Consider the following 15,209-nt stretch of genomic DNA (forward strand, 5'->3'; position numbering starts at 1 on the left):
TGTTACGAAAAGGGGTTACATTAAACGTGAGGCGGGGCGGTAAATCCCGCGCCAGGAGAGGGTGTTAGCGGCCTCGCGCGATTCTCTTTTCCTGCGCTGGCAGGCATAATGGCCTGATGTGGTAGCGGTTATTGACGGGTTAACTGATGAAGGCACAACGAATTACGCTTAATGATATCGCTGAGCTGGCTGGCGTAACGAAGATGACCGTTAGCCGCTATTTACGCACGCCGGATAAAGTGAAACCCGAAACCGCCGGGCGTATTGCCAGCGTAATTGCGGAAATTGGTTACGAGCCTGACCCGGATAACCCCGCCATGAGCAGTACCGTGGTGCCGCGTATTGGCGTACTCATCCCTTCTTTTCATAATCAAATATTTGCCGATCTGTTAGCCGGTATTGAGTCGGTCACGGCGGCGCACGGCTATCAGACGCTGGTGGTGAACTACGATTACGACCGCCAGCGGGAAGAGGAGCAGATTGCAGCAGTACTGGCATTTAATGTCAAAGGCCTGTTATTGACCGAGTCAGTGCATACCTTACGGGCAGAAAAGTACCTCAACGCCGCGAAAATCCCGGTTGCGGAAGTGATGGGGCTGTCGGATAACCCTGGGCGCATTAACGTGGGTTTTGACAATTTTAAAGCGGGTATGGATATGACTAACATGCTGCTGGCAAGCGGAAAGCGGCATATCGTCTATTTTGGCTCGATGTCGGACGTTCGTGATGAGCAGCGTTACGCGGGGTATTGTCAGGCGATGGAGGCGGCAGGCCTGAAGGTAGGGCGCATTGCGCCCAACAAAGTTTCGTCCGTTTCCATCGGGACGGGCATGATGACGCTGGCGCGCCAGATGTACGCGGATATGGACGGAATTCTGTGTACCAACGACGACCTTGCCGTTGGCGTGTTACAGGAGTGCCTGGCATCGGGTATTCGTGTCCCGCAGACGCTGGCAATCGCCGGTTTTCACGGGCTGGAGATAGGCCAGGTGGTCTCCCCGCGTCTGGCAAGCGTACTGACGCCGCGCGCGGAAATGGGCAAAGTCGCCACGGAAATCCTGATCAAGAAAATTAAAGGGCTACCGACTATTGAGAAGGTCGACCTGCACTACCGCCTGTCGATGGGCGAAACCATCTAATTTGTCTTACCGATCACGGAGGCTGTAACAGCGCTTTTTAACACGATTCAGCGTGACGAAGATCGCAAAAAACCCTACAAAAAACCCGTTTGATAGTGACCACAGTCGTTATGAACTTCAAACAGGTGATCCCATGAATACTCTTTCTCGCGCCGTCCTTCTGGTGGCTCCCGTTATTGATACCCTGCAAGCCCAGCTTGCCGCTGAGTTCCCGCTGTTTCGCCTGTATGAACAAGATGATCCCATCACGTTTCTGCGTGAACAGGGGGAGAACATTGCCGCCGTGGTCACGCGGGGTGATGTCGGTGTGCAAAACAGCGTGCTGGAGCTGCTGCCGCACGTGGGGCTGGTGGCTATCTTTGGCGTGGGGACCGATGCGGTGGATCTGGACTATGTGCGCTCCCGCCAGATTGCCGTCTCGATAACGTCTGGCGTGTTAACCAATGATGTCGCCGATCTGGCAATGGGGCTGTTGCTCAGTGGCGCACGCCAGCTGTGTCAGGGCGACCGTTTTGTCCGGGAAGGACGCTGGCTTAACGGTGGTCTGCCGCTGGCAACCCAGGTAAGTGGCAAACGGATTGGCCTGCTGGGGATGGGAAATATCGGCCAGGCCATTGCCCGCCGTGCCGCGGGTTTTGATATGCAGGTGCTGTACCACGACCGTAAACCTGTTGAGGGGCTTGGGTATCAGTGGTGCGCGGACCTGCACACCCTTGCGCACGAGAGCGATTTTCTGGTGATTGCCGCATCCGGTGGCGAGGCCAACCGGGGGATCATCGATGCTTCGGTACTGAATGTGATGCCGACACACGCATGGTTGATCAACATCGCCCGTGGTTCGCTGGTGGATGAGCAGGCGCTGATTAAGGCGTTACAAAACGGTGTTATCGCCGGAGCCGCCCTGGATGTTTTTGAAGATGAGCCACATGTTCCGGCCGAACTGATCGCACTGGAGAATGTGGTTTTGCAGCCGCACGTCGCCAGTGCCACCCATGAAACCCGCAAAAGAATGAGTGACGTGGTATATGCCAACGTGGCGGCTTATTTTGCGGGTGCAAAATTACCTAACGCGATTAATTAATACTTCACGTTTTATCTCTGTATCTGGTTCTCATGTAATGACAACAATAACCTCTGCATAGAGAGTATGAAATATGAACGATAACATTCCCAGCACCCGTTGGTTGCGTATTATTACGCCGGTATTAATTGCCTGCATTATTTCGTTTATGGATCGGGTTAATATTAGTTTCGCCCTGCCCGGAGGAATGGAAGCTGATTTAGGTATTACCAGCCAGATGGCGGGTATTGCCAGCGGTATATTTTTTATTGGTTATTTATTCCTGCAAATACCGGGGGGGCGGATTGCCGTAAATGGCAGCGGTAAACGCTTTATTGCCTGGTCGCTGGTGGCATGGGCGATAGTGTCGGTCGCAACGGGGTTTGTCACCCATGAATATCAGCTGCTGGTACTGCGCTTTATTCTGGGGGTGTCGGAGGGTGGGATGCTGCCCGTGGTGCTGACGATGGTCAGTAACTGGTTCCCTGAGAAAGAGCTTGGGCGCGCCAATGCGTTTGTGATGATGTTTGCCCCGCTGGGCGGGATGCTGACCGCCCCCGTTTCGGGTGCGATCATTGCCGCGCTCGACTGGCGCTGGCTGTTTATCATCGAAGGCCTGCTGTCGTTGGTGGTACTGGCAGTGTGGTGGTTTATGATTAGCGATCGCCCGGAAGAAGCGCGCTGGTTGCCGCAGGCTGAACGGGAGTATCTGGTGAAAACCCTCGCGGCGGAGCGGGCGGCAAAACTGGCCGAAGCACCTGTGAGCAAGGCGCCGGTGAAGGATGTCTTCCGTAACCCGGGTTTAATGAAACTGGTGATCCTTAACTTCTTCTACCAGACCGGTGATTACGGCTACACCCTCTGGCTACCGACCATCCTTAAAGGGCTGACGGGCGGCAATATGGCGAGCGTGGGGTTCCTGGCGGTTCTGCCGTTCGTGGCAACGCTTGCCGGGATCTATGTGATTTCACTCTTCAGCGATCGCAGCGGAAAACGCCGCCTGTGGGTACGCTTCTCACTGTACTGTTTCGCCGCTGCGCTGATTGCGTCGGTGGTGTTGCGTGAGCATGTGGTGGCCGCCTATATCGCGCTGGTTATCTGCGGATTCTTCCTGAAAGCGGCGACCAGCCCGTTCTGGTCAATGCCGGGTCGGATTGCCGCACCTGAAGTGGCAGGTAGTGCCCGTGGGGTCATCAACGGCCTGGGGAATCTCGGGGGATTCTGTGGTCCGTATCTGGTTGGGGTGATGATTTATCTTTATGGCCAAAACGTTGCCGTGTGCGCGCTGGCAGGATCGCTGCTGATTGCCGGAACCATGACCTTCCTGCTGCCGAAAAAATGCGATCTTGTCACAGAGGTAGCGGATGACGCCGTTGGCAAAGAGCCGCGCAGTGCCTGAGCGCTGGATACATAAATAACAGTTATCATTGTAACCCGATCAATTAACTGTCTACACTCTTGCTGAAAGGCAATATGCGTAAAGACAGGCAAAACAATGATTCTGATAATTTATGCGCATCCTTATCCGCAGCACTCTCATGCGAATAAACGGATGCTTGAACAGGCAGGGACGCTCGACGGAGTGGAAATCCGCTCTCTTTATCAACTTTACCCCGACTTCAATATCGACATCGCCGCCGAACAGGCGGCGCTCTCTCGTGCTGACCTGATTATCTGGCAGCACCCGATGCAGTGGTACAGCACCCCTCCGCTACTTAAGCTGTGGATCGACAAGGTCTTTTCACACGGCTGGGCGTATGGTCACAACGGCAAGGCACTGAAGGGCAAAAGCCTGATGTGGGCTGTGACCACCGGCGGCGGTGAAAGCCACTTTGATATCGGCTCCTTCCCGGGATTTGACGTGCTGGCCCAGCCCTTACAGGCAACCGCGCTCTATTGTGGGCTCAACTGGGTACCTCCTTTTGCGATGCACTGCACCTTTGTATGTGACGATGAAACATTGCAGGCGCAGGCGCGTCACTATAAACAACGCTTAATTGAGTGGCAGGAGACGCACAATGGATAGTCATACGCTCATACAGGCGCTAATTTACCTTGGCGCGGCGGCGCTGATTGTGCCGGTTGCGGTGCGTCTGGGGCTGGGCTCCGTGCTCGGTTATCTGATTGCCGGGTGTGTCATCGGGCCGTGGGGCTTCCGCCTGGTGACGGACGCCGAATCCATTCTGCATTTCGCGGAAATTGGCGTGGTGCTGATGCTGTTTGTGATTGGCCTTGAGCTTGATCCGCAGCGGCTATGGAAGCTTCGCGCCTCGGTCTTTGGCGGCGGTGCGTTACAGATGGTGGCCTGCGGGGTGCTGCTGGGCGGCTTCTGTATTTTGCTGGGCATGGACTGGAAAGTGGCGGAGCTTATCGGCATGACGCTGGCGCTTTCTTCGACCGCGATTGCCATGCAGGCGATGAACGAACGTAACCTGACCGTCTCGCAGATGGGGCGCAGCGCCTTCTCGGTGCTGCTGTTTCAGGATATCGCCGCCATTCCACTGGTCGCGATGATCCCGCTGCTGGCGGCAAGCGGCTCTTCAACAACGATCGGCGCTTTTGCGCTGTCGGCGTTAAAAGTAGCCGGTGCGCTGGCGCTGGTGATTTTGTTAGGCCGTTATGTTACGCGTCCACTGCTGCGGTTTGTTGCCCGTTCAGGCCTGCGTGAAGTTTTCAGTGCCGTGGCGTTGTTCCTGGTGTTTGGTTTCGGTTTACTGCTGGAAGAGGCCGGGCTGTCGATGGCGATGGGGGCATTCCTGGCAGGCGTACTGCTGGCGAGCTCTGAATACCGTCATGCGCTGGAAAGCGATATCGAGCCGTTTAAGGGGCTGCTGCTGGGGCTCTTTTTCATCGGCGTGGGGATGTCTATCGACTTTGGCACGTTGGCCACGCACCCGCTGCGGATCATCATTCTGCTGGTAGGCTTCCTTGTTATCAAAATGGGGATGCTGTGGCTGATTGCCCGCCCGCTGAAGGTGCCGAATAAACAGCGTCGCTGGTTTGCCGTGCTGCTGGGGCAGGGAAGTGAATTCGCCTTCGTGGTCTTTGGCGCCGCGCAGATGGCAAATGTGCTCGACCCGGAGTGGGCGAAAGCGTTAACCCTTGCGGTGGCACTGTCGATGGCGGCGACGCCGGTTCTGCTGGTCGTGCTGACGCGTCTGGAAAAATCGGGCAGTGAGCAAGAGCGCGAAGCCGATGAAATAGATGAAGAACAGCCGCGCGTCATCATCGCCGGATTCGGGCGTTTCGGGCAGATCACCGGTCGTTTGCTGCTTTCCAGCGGGGTGAAAATGGTGATCCTCGACCACGATCCTGATCACGTGGATACCCTGCGTAAATTCGACATGAAAGTGTTCTACGGCGATGCGACCCGTGTCGATCTGCTGGAATCCGCAGGTGCGGCAAAAGCCGAAGTGCTGATTAACGCCATTGACGATCCGCAGGCCAGCATGGAAATGGTCGAGCTGGTGAAAGAACACTTCCCGAACCTGACTATTATCGCGCGCGCGCGCGATGTGGATCATTACATCCAGCTGCGCCAGGCAGGGGTTGAAGCGCCGGAGCGTGAAACATTCGAAGGGGCGCTTAAGTCTGGCCGCATGGCGCTGGAAAGCCTGGGGCTGGGGGCGTATGAGGCCCGCGAGCGTGCTGACCTGTTCCGCCGTTTTAACACCGACATGGTGGAAGAGATGGTGGAAATGGCGGGCAGCACGGCATCCGAGCGGGCGGCAGTCTTTAAACGCACCAGTGCGATGCTGACGGAAATCATCAATGAAGACCGTAATCATCTGTCACTGGTGCAGCGCCACGGCTGGCAGGGGACGGAAGAGGGTAAGCATACCGGTAACCCGGAAGACGAACCGGAGAGTAAACCTTCAGCGTGAAGTGGTGTTGCCAGCAATATTAAAAAATTTCTGTTTCTTTACCATGCCGCCAGTCGACGAAAGATTAAGCTTTCCGTATAGTGGCGGCAATTTTTTGCATCCGGGAAATTTTCAATGATCAGTCTGATTGCAGCGCTGGCGGTAGACCGCGTTATCGGTATGGAAAACGCCATGCCGTGGAACCTGCCTGCCGATCTCGCATGGTTTAAACGTACTACGTTAAACAAGCCGGTAGTGATGGGCCGCCTGACCTGGGAGTCGATTGGTCGTCCATTACCTGGCCGTAAGAATATCGTTATCAGTAGCCAGCCGGGCACTGATGATCGTGTTGAATGGGTGAAATCCGTAGACGAGGCCATTACTGCCTGCGGTAACGCCGAAGAGATCATGGTTATCGGTGGCGGTCGTGTGTATGAGCAGTTCCTGCCAAAAGCACAGAAACTGTATCTGACGCACATTGATGCGGAAGTGGAAGGGGATACGCATTTCCCGGATTACGATCCTGACGAGTGGGAATCTGTGTTCAGTGAATTCCACGACGCGGATGCGCAGAATTCACACAGCTACTGCTTCGAAATTCTGGAACGTCGTTAAGTGTTTTTCCCTCTCCCGCCGGGAGAGGGAATTATCCTCAGGAGGCGACGGCCTCGTCTGCCCCTAAGTCACGCTGTCGGTTAGATGGCTGCACAAAGTAAGCTTTATCTTCCCAGCGCAAGCAGGTCAACACCCCGCCCCAGCAACATCCCGTGTCCAGACCGTAGATGCCTTCAGGCGTGCCTTTACCCTCAAGTGAAGCCCAATGCCCGAATACCACGCTGTACTCGTTGGTTACCGGCCCGGGAATGGCAAACCAGGGTTTGAGCGGCGCAGGTGCACTCTCCGGTGTCTCTTTCGAGTACATATCCAGCTGCCCGTTCGGGAAGCAGAAGCGCATCCGCGTGAAAGCGTTAGTAATAAAGCGCAAGCGCGCCAGTCCGCTGAGATCTTCACTCCAGTGGTTCGGCATATCGCCGTACATGGCATCGAGGAAGAACGGATACGAGTCGCTTGCCAGCACTGCTTCAACGTCCCGCGCACAGGCTTTCGCCGTTTCGAGATCCCATTGCGGGGTGATCCCGGCGTGCGCCATGAGCAGTTTTTTCTCTTCATCGATTTGCAACAGCGGCTGGCGGCGAAGCCAGTTGATCAGGTCATCGGCATCCGGTGCCTCGAGCAGAGGGGAAATCCTGTCTTTCGGCTTATTACGGCTGATCCCGGCATAGACTGCCAGAAGATGCAGATCGTGGTTGCCCAGCACCATCCGTACATTGTCGCCCAGCGATTTTACAAAGCGCAGAACGTCCAGTGAGCCAGGACCGCGAGCCACTAAGTCACCCGTCAGCCATAGCGTGTCCTGGCCAGGTGTAAAGTCGACCTGTTTTAACAATGCGATCAGTTCATCGTAGCAACCGTGAACGTCGCCAATCAGATATGTAGACATTGGATTAGTGAATGAGTGTTGTAACGGCAAGACGGAACACAGGAATAGCAATGCGGAAGGCATTGCCGTCGGCGTCGACCATTTCGTAATGGCCTTGCATGGTACCCAGCGGTGTTTCAATAACCGCACCGCTGGTGTACTGATACTCTTCGCCAGGATCAATGTGTGGCTGTTCACCCACCACACCTTCACCCTGAACTTCTATTTCGCGGCCATTGCCGTTAGTGATAAGCCAGTAGCGCCCAAGCAGTTGCACAGGCATCCGCCCCAGATTGCGAATGGTTACAGTGTAGGCAAAGACAAAACGCTCTTCATCCGGTGTGGACTGGGACTCGATATAGACGCTTTGTACATGAACACAGACGCGGGGCGAATCAATCATGGCTTAGCTCTCCTTCGGCGGGGCATTTTCGCTGATGTAATTAGCCAGCTTGCAATACTGCTCTACGGAGATGTTCTCCGCACGCATTGCCGGGTCGATCCCTAATTCAGCTAACACCTCAACGCTAAACGAGTTGCTCAGGCTGTTACGGATCGTTTTACGGCGCTGGTTAAAAGCTTCAGTGGTAATACGGCTCAGCACGCGCAACTCTTTGACCGGATACGGTTTCACTTTATGTGGGACAAGGCGCACAACGGCTGAATCCACTTTTGGCGGTGGCGTAAAGGCGGATGGCGGTACTTCAAGTACCGGGATCACGTTGCAGAAATATTGTGCCATTACGCTTAAACGACCATACGCTTTACTGTTAGGCCCTGCAACCAGACGATTCACCACCTCTTTTTGCAGCATGAAGTGCATGTCGGCAATGGCATCAGTATAGCTAAACAGGTGGAACATCAACGGCGTGGAGATGTTGTACGGCAGGTTACCAAACACGCGCAGCGGCTGACCCATTTTTTCTGACAGCTCGCCAAAGTTCATGGTCATGGCATCTTGCTGATAAATGGTCAGCTTTGGCCCCAGGAATGGGTGCGTTTGCAGACGTGCCGCCAGGTCGCGGTCAAGTTCGATAACGGTCAGTTCGTCAAGGCGCTCGCCTACTGGCTCTGTCAGCGCGGCAAGGCCGGGGCCGATTTCGACCATAGCCTGGCCTTTCTGCGGATTAATGGCAGAAACGATACTGTCGATCACAAACTGATCGTTGAGAAAGTTTTGCCCGAAGCGTTTACGGGCTAAGTGGCCCTGATGGACTCGATTAGTCATTGAGTATTAACAATCATTTTGATGGCGAGATTAAGCGCCGTAATAAAACTGCCGACATCCGCTTTTCCCTGGCCTGCCAGATCCAGCGCAGTACCGTGGTCAACGGAAGTTCGAATAAAGGGTAAACCGAGGGTGATATTCACGCCACGGCCAAAGCCCTGGTATTTTAGCACGGGCAAGCCCTGATCGTGGTACATCGCGAGCACGGCATCGGCATTATCCAGGTATTTGGGCTGGAAAAGGGTATCCGCAGGCAACGGCCCGCTAAGATTCATCCCTTTCGCACGCATTTCATCGAGCACCGGAATGATCGTATCTATCTCTTCCGTACCCATATGCCCACCTTCTCCGGCATGGGGATTTAATCCGCATACCAGCACGTGTGGCTGTTTGATGCCAAATTTCGTTTGCAGGTCATGATGCAAAATCCCGATGATCTCGCGCAGGAGCTCAGGGGTAATGGCATCAGGGATCGCCTTGATGGGCAGATGCGTTGTCACCAGTGCAACCCGCATCTCTTCGGTGGCCAGCATCATCACCACTTTCGGGCTGTGCGAGCGCTCTTCGAAGAACTCGGTATGCCCGGTAAAGGGAATACCGGCTTCGTTGATCACACCCTTGTGCACCGGGCCGGTGATTAATGCGGCAAATTCGCCCTTCATGCAGCCATCGCAGGCACGTGCCAGCGTCTCGACAACGTAGTGGCCGTTTTCAGTGCTGAGCTGACCTGGGGTAACCGGTGTACGAAGGGGAACAGAAAGAAGGGTTAATGTACCGGCTTGTTGCGGTGCTGGCTGTTGGCCTTCAACGTAGGGGATCAGAGTTAAAGGCAGACCGAGCAATGCTGCCCGGTCTTGTAACAGTGTTGCATCAGCACAGACGACCAGTTCCACCGGCCAGCTGTGTTGAGCCAGCTGGACGACAAGGTCGGGACCAATCCCGGCAGGTTCGCCGGGAGTGATAACAACACGATGTTGTTTCATTAGTTGCTCAGTATTTTCACGTAAGCGCTGGCGCGTTGTTCCTGCATCCAGGTTGCCGCTTCTTCAGAGAATTTACGGTTAAACAGCATACGGTAGGCTCTGTCTTTCTGCGCCGCATCGGTTTTATCGACGTTGCGGGAATCCAGCAGTTCAATCAGGTGCCAGCCAAAGGATGAATGCACAGGGGTGCTCATCTGGCCTTTGCTGAGCTTCATCAGCGCATCACGGAACGCAGGATCGTAGATATCCGCAGCCGCCCAGCCAAGATCGCCGCCCTGGTTAGCAGAGCCTGGATCCTGGGAGAACTCTTTCGCCGCGTTAGCAAACGAGGTTTTACCGCTCTTAATATCTGCTGCAATTTGTTCCAGTTTTGCACGAGCCTGATCGTCAGTCATGATTGGTGACGGTTTCAGGAGAATGTGACGCGCGTGCACTTCCGTGACGGAAAGGCTCTGGCTCTGGCCACGCAGATCGTTCACCTTAAGGATGTGGAAACCCACACCAGAACGGATTGGACCGATGATATCGCCTTTCTTCGCCGTGCTCAGCGCCTGAGCAAAGATGGATGGCAGTTCCTGAATACGCCCCCAACCCATCTGGCCGCCTTTCAGCGCCTGCTGGTCGGCAGAGTATGTGATCGCCAGTTTACCGAAGTCACCACCGTTACGCGCCTGTTCAACGATTGAACGCGCCTGGCTTTCCGCTTCAGCTGCCTGATCGGAGGTCGGGTTTTCTGGCAGTGGGATCAGGATGTGGCTCAGGTTCAGCTCGGTGCTGGCGTCGTTCTGATTGCCAACCTGCTTCGCCAGGGCATCCACTTCCTGAGGCAGGATGGTGACGCGACGACGAACTTCGTTGTTACGCACTTCCGAAATCAGCATCTCTTTACGGATCTGGTTACGGTAAGTCGGGTAGTTGATTCCATCGTAGGCCAGACGGCTGCGCATCTGATCCATGGACATGTTGTTCTGCTTAGCAATGTTCGCAATCGCCTGATCGAGCTGCTCGTCAGTGATCTTCACGCCCATTTTCTGACCCATCTGCACGATAATCTGATCCATGATCAGACGTTCGAGGATCTGGTGGCGCAGCGTGGTGTCATCAGGAAGCTGCTGACCTGCTTCACCCGAGTTGAGCTTCACAGATTTCATCAAACCGTCAACGTCACTTTCAAGCACGACGCCGTTGTTAACCACAGCAGCGACTTTATCAACAACCTGGGGGGCTGCGAAGCTGGTATTCGCAACCATAGCGATACCGAGCAGCAGCGTTTTCCAGTTCTTCATACTTTTTCCATTTCAATTAACCGCAAAGCGGATTACGTGGTAAATCAAGCACATTACAAAGAAGTACGGTATGGCAGAATGTTCGAGCGCAGCATCTGCTGTGTGCCCAGACCATAGTTGGAGCTCAGGCCGCGCAACTCGATATTGAAGCCAATCACGTTATCGTATTTGCTCTGATTGTTGTCAGTATCCCAGCCGTTAAGTTTACGTTCGTAACCGACACGCAGCGCGTAACAGCAGGAGTTGTATTGCAGACCTAACATCTGGTCAGCAGGTTTACTGGTATTAGTGTCAAAGTAATACGCACCTACAATTGACCAGCGGTCGGCGATTGGCCAACTTGCAGCGCCCCCTACCTGCGAGATGCCGTCTTTATACTGTTCCGCAGTGGAATAGTTAGGCAGTGTAGCCTGGATATATTCCGGGCTGGCATAACGATACGTCAACTGAACCATACGATCTTCATCACGACGATACTCAATAGCAGCACTGCTTGTTGCAATATTGTCGAGACGGGTATCGTATTGCAGACCACCGCGTAAGCCCCAACGGTCAGTCATACGCCAGTAAGTATCACCCGCCCACACCAGTGAACCTGTTTTGTTGTCTTTCTCCCAGTTAATGTCATCATCGCCGGTACGAGACTCGGTGAAATAGTAGATTTGACCAACAGAAACATTAAAACGTTCAACGGCAGCGTCATCATAAACACGCGTTGTGACGCCTGTTGTTAACTGGTTAGCGGAAGCAATACGGTCGAGACCGCCATAGGTACGGTCACGGAACAGGCCGCTGTAGTCAGACTGCAGGAAAGAGGAGTCGTAGTTCTGAATTTTGCTCTGATCGCGATAAGGCACGTAAAGATACTGCATACGTGGCTCAAGGGTCTGGGTATATCCATCCGCAAGAAGACCCATATCACGTTCGAAAATCAGTTTGCCGTCCATTTTGAATTGTGGCAGGACGCGGTTTACTGACTCTTCAAGATCGGTGCCATAACGGTTGTTGTACCAGTCCAGATTTTTCTGCTGGTAGTGAGTGGCCATCATTTTGGCTTCAGTATTCAGGCTTGCCCAGGAATTAGAGACTGGCAAGCTGATTGTTGGCTCAAGATGAACACGCGTTGCTTCTGGCATATCGGAACTGGTATTCACGAAATGCACTGCCTGGGCGTAAACGCGGGTATCGAAAGGCCCAACATCGTTCTGGTACCAGTTAACATCAAGCTGCGGCTCTGCGCCGTAGGTGCTTTTTGTCTGGTTCGAGAAGACCTGGAACTGTTTGGTCGATACGGTGGCGTTGAAGTTCTGAATGGCATAACCCACACTGAATTTCTGTGTTGCGTAGCCATCGGTACTTGAACCGTACTTGGAATCGAAGTCGTTGAAATAATAAGAGTCGCTGACCTTGGTATAGTCGACGTTGAAACGCCAGACCTGGTCCATCACCCCGGCATGACGCCAGTAGAACAACCAGCGGTGGCGATCGTCACCCGACGGGTTCTTGACGCTGTCGTCTTTGTAGACGTTATCTGACGGCAGGTAATCAAACTCCATCAGGCCTGTGCCTGCCTGGGTCAGATAGCGGAACTCGTTTTCCCACATGACGTTGCCGCGCTTGTGGATATAGTGCGGGGTGATCGTGGCGTCCATGTTGGGCGCAATGTTCCAGTAATACGGCAGGTAGAACTCAAAGTAGTTCGTGGTGCTGTATTTGGCATTCGGGATCAGGAAGCCTGAACGGCGTTTGTCGCCAACCGGTAATTGCAGATACGGGCTATAGAAAACGGGAACCGGGCCGAGTTTGAAACGTGCGTTCCAGATCTCTGCAACCTGCTCTTCGCGGTCGTGGATAACTTCACTGCCCACCACGCTCCAGGTGTTTGAACCAGGCAGACACGAGGTAAACGACCCGTTTTCCAGAATGGTATAGCGGTTTTCGCCGCGCTGTTTCATCAGGTCTGCATCACCACGTCCCTGACGTCCTACCATCTGGTAGTCACCTTCCCAGACGTTGGTATCTTTGGTGTTCAGATTTGACCAGGCTTTCGGACCTTTCAGGATGACCTGATTATCGTCGTAGTGCACATTACCCAGTGCATCCACCGTACGTACGGGCTCGGCCGCACCTTCTGGCTGCTTCTGATGCAATTGCACTTCATCTGCCTGCAAACGGCTGTTACCCTGGTTAATATCCACATTGCCCGTAAACGTGGCATTGTCGGGGTAAGTACCTTTTGAGCTGTCGGCAGTAATGGTTACCGGCAAGCTATTTGTATCGCCCTTCACCAGTGGGCGATTATAACTTGGGACGCCAAGCATACACTGCGAGGCGAGATCGGCGGCCAGCCCCTGGTGGCTATACAGGGCGGTGCCAATCATTGTGGCCAGGAGGGTGGGGATACGTTTTTTCATACGTTGTATTTATTGTTCCGTCATCAGTGGCTACGGCTTACAAACGCTCAGAGACTATCTTACTCATCAGCGCAGTACCAGCGTTAATCCTGCCCGTTTGCGTGCCAGAGTGTTAGGCTCGCTATCGAATGACGAGTATGATAATGCAAATTATAGGCGATGTCCCTCAATTGACCGTGGCTCGACCACTGTAATGATGGAGTTACGTCGAACCAGGAACATGACTATTCGGGGAGTATATGCAGTATTGGGGTAAAATAATCGGCGTTGCGTTCGCAATAATGATGGGAGCAGGGTTCTGGGGAATCGTTCTCGGCCTCATTATTGGCCATATGTTTGATAAGGCGCGCAGCCGCAAAATGGCCTGGTTTGCTAACCAGCGCGAGCGCCAGTCACTCTTTTTCTCCACCACGTTTGAGGTTATGGGGCACTTAACCAAATCAAAAGGGCGTGTGACAGAAGCGGATATTCAGATTGCCAGCGTGTTTATGGATCGCATGAATCTGCACGGTGAGTCTCGCCTGGCGGCGCAAAACGCGTTTCGCATCGGCAAGGCGGACAACTATCCGCTGCGCGAAAAAATGCGTCAGTTCCGCAGCATCTGCTTCGGGCGTTTTGATTTAATTCGGATGTTTCTGGAGATTCAAATCCAGGCGGCGTTTGCTGACGGCTCCCTGCACCCTAACGAACGCGATGTTCTTTATGTCATTGCAGAAGAGTTGGGGATTTCCCGCATTCAGTTTGACCAGTTCCTGCGCATGATGCAGGGTGGCGCGCAGTTTGGCGGTGGATATCAGCAGCAACAGTCCGCGGGTGGCGGTGGCTGGCAACAGGCCCAGCGTGGCCCAACGCTTGAAGATGCCTGCAACGTGCTGGGCGTGAAGCCTACGGATGACGCGACGACCATTAAACGCGCGTATCGCAAGCTGATGAGTGAGCACCACCCGGATAAACTGGTCGCCAAAGGCCTGCCGCCAGAGATGATGGAGATGGCCAAGCAAAAAGCACAGGAAATCCAGAAGGCGTACGAGCTCATTAAAGAGCAGAAAGGATTTAAATAAAAAATGGCCCGACACTGTCGGGCCATTTTTTTAGAAGTCTACCGGAGCCTTAAACGTCATGGCATTACCGAAAACCGGATGGGTAATGGTCAGCGTCTGGGCATGGAGTTGCAGACGCGGAGCCATCGCCAGCGCTTCTGGCGGTGCGTAGAAACGGTCACCCAGAATCGGATGCCCCATGGCGAGCATATGCACGCGCAGCTGGTGAGAGCGCCCGGTAATCGGCTTTAACAAGACGCGCGCGGTGTTATCCGGCGCGTATTCCAGCACTTCATACTCGGTTTGCGCGGCTTTGCCGGTTTCATAACACACTTTCTGTTTTGGCCGGTTCGGCCAGTCGCAGATCAGCGGTAAATCAACCAGACCTTCTTCCTGCGCCGGGTGACCCCAGACGCGCGCCACGTATTGCTTTTTCGGCTCGCGCTCGCGGAACTGCCGTTTTAACTCACGCTCCGCTTCTTTGTTAAGCGCCACCACAATCACGCCGCTGGTTGCCATGTCCAGACGATGCACGGACTCCGCCTGCGGATAATCACGCTGTATACGCGTCATCACGCTGTCTTTGTGCTCATCAAGGCGTCCCGGCACGGACAACAAGCCGCTTGGCTTGTTGACCACCATAATGTGTTCATCCTGATACAGAATGACCAGCCAGGGCTCCGTCGGTGGATTGTAGGGCTCCATTACCATTTTGC

At 54.2% G+C, this 15,209-nt stretch carries 14 protein-coding genes; 7 read left to right on the plus strand and 7 right to left on the minus strand.

Going from position 1 to position 15,209, the window contains the following annotated elements; all coding sequences use genetic code 11:
- Positions 1–146: 146 nt before the first annotated feature.
- The 6 genes from N1249_RS03410 to folA all read left to right on the plus strand — a co-directional run bounded on the left by N1249_RS03410 (position 147) and on the right by folA (position 6,677).
- Positions 147–1,139, plus strand: a complete 993-nt coding sequence (locus tag N1249_RS03410) for a LacI family DNA-binding transcriptional regulator (protein WP_259834589.1) — start codon at positions 147–149, stop codon at positions 1,137–1,139.
- Between the two features lie 133 nt (positions 1,140–1,272).
- Positions 1,273–2,220: a 2-hydroxyacid dehydrogenase gene (locus tag N1249_RS03415; RefSeq protein WP_259834591.1), complete on the plus strand. Its 948-nt coding sequence runs from the start codon at positions 1,273–1,275 to the stop codon at positions 2,218–2,220.
- 73 nt (positions 2,221–2,293) lie between these two features.
- The gene (locus tag N1249_RS03420; RefSeq protein ID WP_259834594.1) at positions 2,294–3,598 is read left to right on the plus strand and encodes an MFS transporter; all 1,305 of its coding nucleotides are present in this window, start codon (positions 2,294–2,296) and stop codon (positions 3,596–3,598) included.
- A gap of 96 nt (positions 3,599–3,694) precedes the next feature.
- Positions 3,695–4,225, plus strand: coding sequence for a glutathione-regulated potassium-efflux system oxidoreductase KefF (kefF, locus tag N1249_RS03425; protein ID WP_014068860.1), 531 nt, complete (start codon positions 3,695–3,697; stop codon positions 4,223–4,225).
- Complete coding sequence (gene kefC, locus N1249_RS03430; protein WP_259834597.1) at positions 4,218–6,083, plus strand: glutathione-regulated potassium-efflux system protein KefC; 1,866 nt, start codon at positions 4,218–4,220, stop codon at positions 6,081–6,083. The genes kefF and kefC overlap by 8 nt, the downstream gene beginning before the upstream one ends.
- Before the next feature lie 114 nt (positions 6,084–6,197).
- Positions 6,198–6,677 carry a type 3 dihydrofolate reductase gene (gene folA, locus N1249_RS03435; protein ID WP_259834600.1) on the plus strand — a complete coding sequence of 160 codons (480 nt, stop codon included), beginning with the start codon at positions 6,198–6,200 and terminating at the stop codon, positions 6,675–6,677.
- A 37-nt stretch (positions 6,678–6,714) separates the two neighbouring features.
- On the opposite strand, the gene apaH is transcribed toward folA, so the two are convergent.
- The 6 genes from apaH to lptD are packed head-to-tail and all read right to left on the minus strand — an operon-like array spanning position 6,715 to position 13,453.
- Complete coding sequence (gene apaH, locus N1249_RS03440; RefSeq protein ID WP_014068862.1) at positions 6,715–7,563, minus strand: bis(5'-nucleosyl)-tetraphosphatase (symmetrical) ApaH; 849 nt, start codon at positions 7,561–7,563, stop codon at positions 6,715–6,717.
- 4 nt (positions 7,564–7,567) lie between these two features.
- A complete protein-coding gene (gene apaG, locus N1249_RS03445; protein ID WP_014068863.1) occupies positions 7,568–7,945 on the minus strand; it encodes a Co2+/Mg2+ efflux protein ApaG in 378 nt (125 codons plus the stop codon).
- Between the two features lie 3 nt (positions 7,946–7,948).
- A complete protein-coding gene (gene rsmA / locus N1249_RS03450) occupies positions 7,949–8,770 on the minus strand; it encodes a 16S rRNA (adenine(1518)-N(6)/adenine(1519)-N(6))-dimethyltransferase RsmA (RefSeq protein ID WP_259834603.1) in 822 nt (273 codons plus the stop codon).
- Positions 8,767–9,753, minus strand: a complete 987-nt coding sequence (gene pdxA / locus N1249_RS03455; protein WP_259834606.1) for a 4-hydroxythreonine-4-phosphate dehydrogenase PdxA — start codon at positions 9,751–9,753, stop codon at positions 8,767–8,769. The genes rsmA and pdxA overlap by 4 nt, the downstream gene beginning before the upstream one ends.
- On the minus strand, positions 9,753–11,039 hold the full coding sequence (gene surA, locus N1249_RS03460; protein ID WP_014068866.1) for a peptidylprolyl isomerase SurA: 1,287 nt from the start codon (positions 11,037–11,039) through the stop codon (positions 9,753–9,755). The genes pdxA and surA overlap by 1 nt, the downstream gene beginning before the upstream one ends.
- A gap of 53 nt (positions 11,040–11,092) precedes the next feature.
- Positions 11,093–13,453 (minus strand): LPS assembly protein LptD, encoded by a 2,361-nt coding sequence (gene lptD / locus N1249_RS03465; protein WP_259834608.1) that lies wholly within the window; start codon positions 13,451–13,453, stop codon positions 11,093–11,095.
- A gap of 239 nt (positions 13,454–13,692) precedes the next feature.
- Between lptD and djlA the strand changes: the two genes are divergently transcribed.
- Positions 13,693–14,514: a co-chaperone DjlA gene (djlA, locus tag N1249_RS03470; RefSeq protein WP_259834610.1), complete on the plus strand. Its 822-nt coding sequence runs from the start codon at positions 13,693–13,695 to the stop codon at positions 14,512–14,514.
- A 30-nt stretch (positions 14,515–14,544) separates the two neighbouring features.
- Here djlA and rluA read toward each other — a convergent pair whose 3' ends face one another.
- Positions 14,545–15,204, minus strand: coding sequence for a bifunctional tRNA pseudouridine(32) synthase/23S rRNA pseudouridine(746) synthase RluA (gene rluA / locus N1249_RS03475; protein WP_014068869.1), 660 nt, complete (start codon positions 15,202–15,204; stop codon positions 14,545–14,547).
- Between the last annotated feature and the right edge of the window lie 5 nt (positions 15,205–15,209).

The organism is Enterobacter sp. CP102 (assembly GCF_025152625.1).
GTDB classification, from domain to species: domain Bacteria; phylum Pseudomonadota; class Gammaproteobacteria; order Enterobacterales; family Enterobacteriaceae; genus Enterobacter; species Enterobacter soli.

Coding starts and splice junctions, on each gene's coding strand:
- N1249_RS03410 (WP_259834589.1), top strand. CDS start 147: ATGAAGGCACAACGAATTACGCTTAATGATATCGCTGAGCTGGCTGGC.
- N1249_RS03415 (WP_259834591.1), top strand. CDS start 1,273: ATGAATACTCTTTCTCGCGCCGTCCTTCTGGTGGCTCCCGTTATTGAT.
- N1249_RS03420 (WP_259834594.1), top strand. CDS start 2,294: ATGAACGATAACATTCCCAGCACCCGTTGGTTGCGTATTATTACGCCG.
- kefF (WP_014068860.1), top strand. CDS start 3,695: ATGATTCTGATAATTTATGCGCATCCTTATCCGCAGCACTCTCATGCG.
- kefC (WP_259834597.1), top strand. CDS start 4,218: ATGGATAGTCATACGCTCATACAGGCGCTAATTTACCTTGGCGCGGCG.
- folA (WP_259834600.1), top strand. CDS start 6,198: ATGATCAGTCTGATTGCAGCGCTGGCGGTAGACCGCGTTATCGGTATG.
- apaH (WP_014068862.1), bottom strand. CDS start 7,563: ATGTCTACATATCTGATTGGCGACGTTCACGGTTGCTACGATGAACTG.
- apaG (WP_014068863.1), bottom strand. CDS start 7,945: ATGATTGATTCGCCCCGCGTCTGTGTTCATGTACAAAGCGTCTATATC.
- rsmA (WP_259834603.1), bottom strand. CDS start 8,770: ATGACTAATCGAGTCCATCAGGGCCACTTAGCCCGTAAACGCTTCGGG.
- pdxA (WP_259834606.1), bottom strand. CDS start 9,753: ATGAAACAACATCGTGTTGTTATCACTCCCGGCGAACCTGCCGGGATT.
- surA (WP_014068866.1), bottom strand. CDS start 11,039: ATGAAGAACTGGAAAACGCTGCTGCTCGGTATCGCTATGGTTGCGAAT.
- lptD (WP_259834608.1), bottom strand. CDS start 13,453: ATGAAAAAACGTATCCCCACCCTCCTGGCCACAATGATTGGCACCGCC.
- djlA (WP_259834610.1), top strand. CDS start 13,693: ATGCAGTATTGGGGTAAAATAATCGGCGTTGCGTTCGCAATAATGATG.
- rluA (WP_014068869.1), bottom strand. CDS start 15,204: ATGGTAATGGAGCCCTACAATCCACCGACGGAGCCCTGGCTGGTCATT.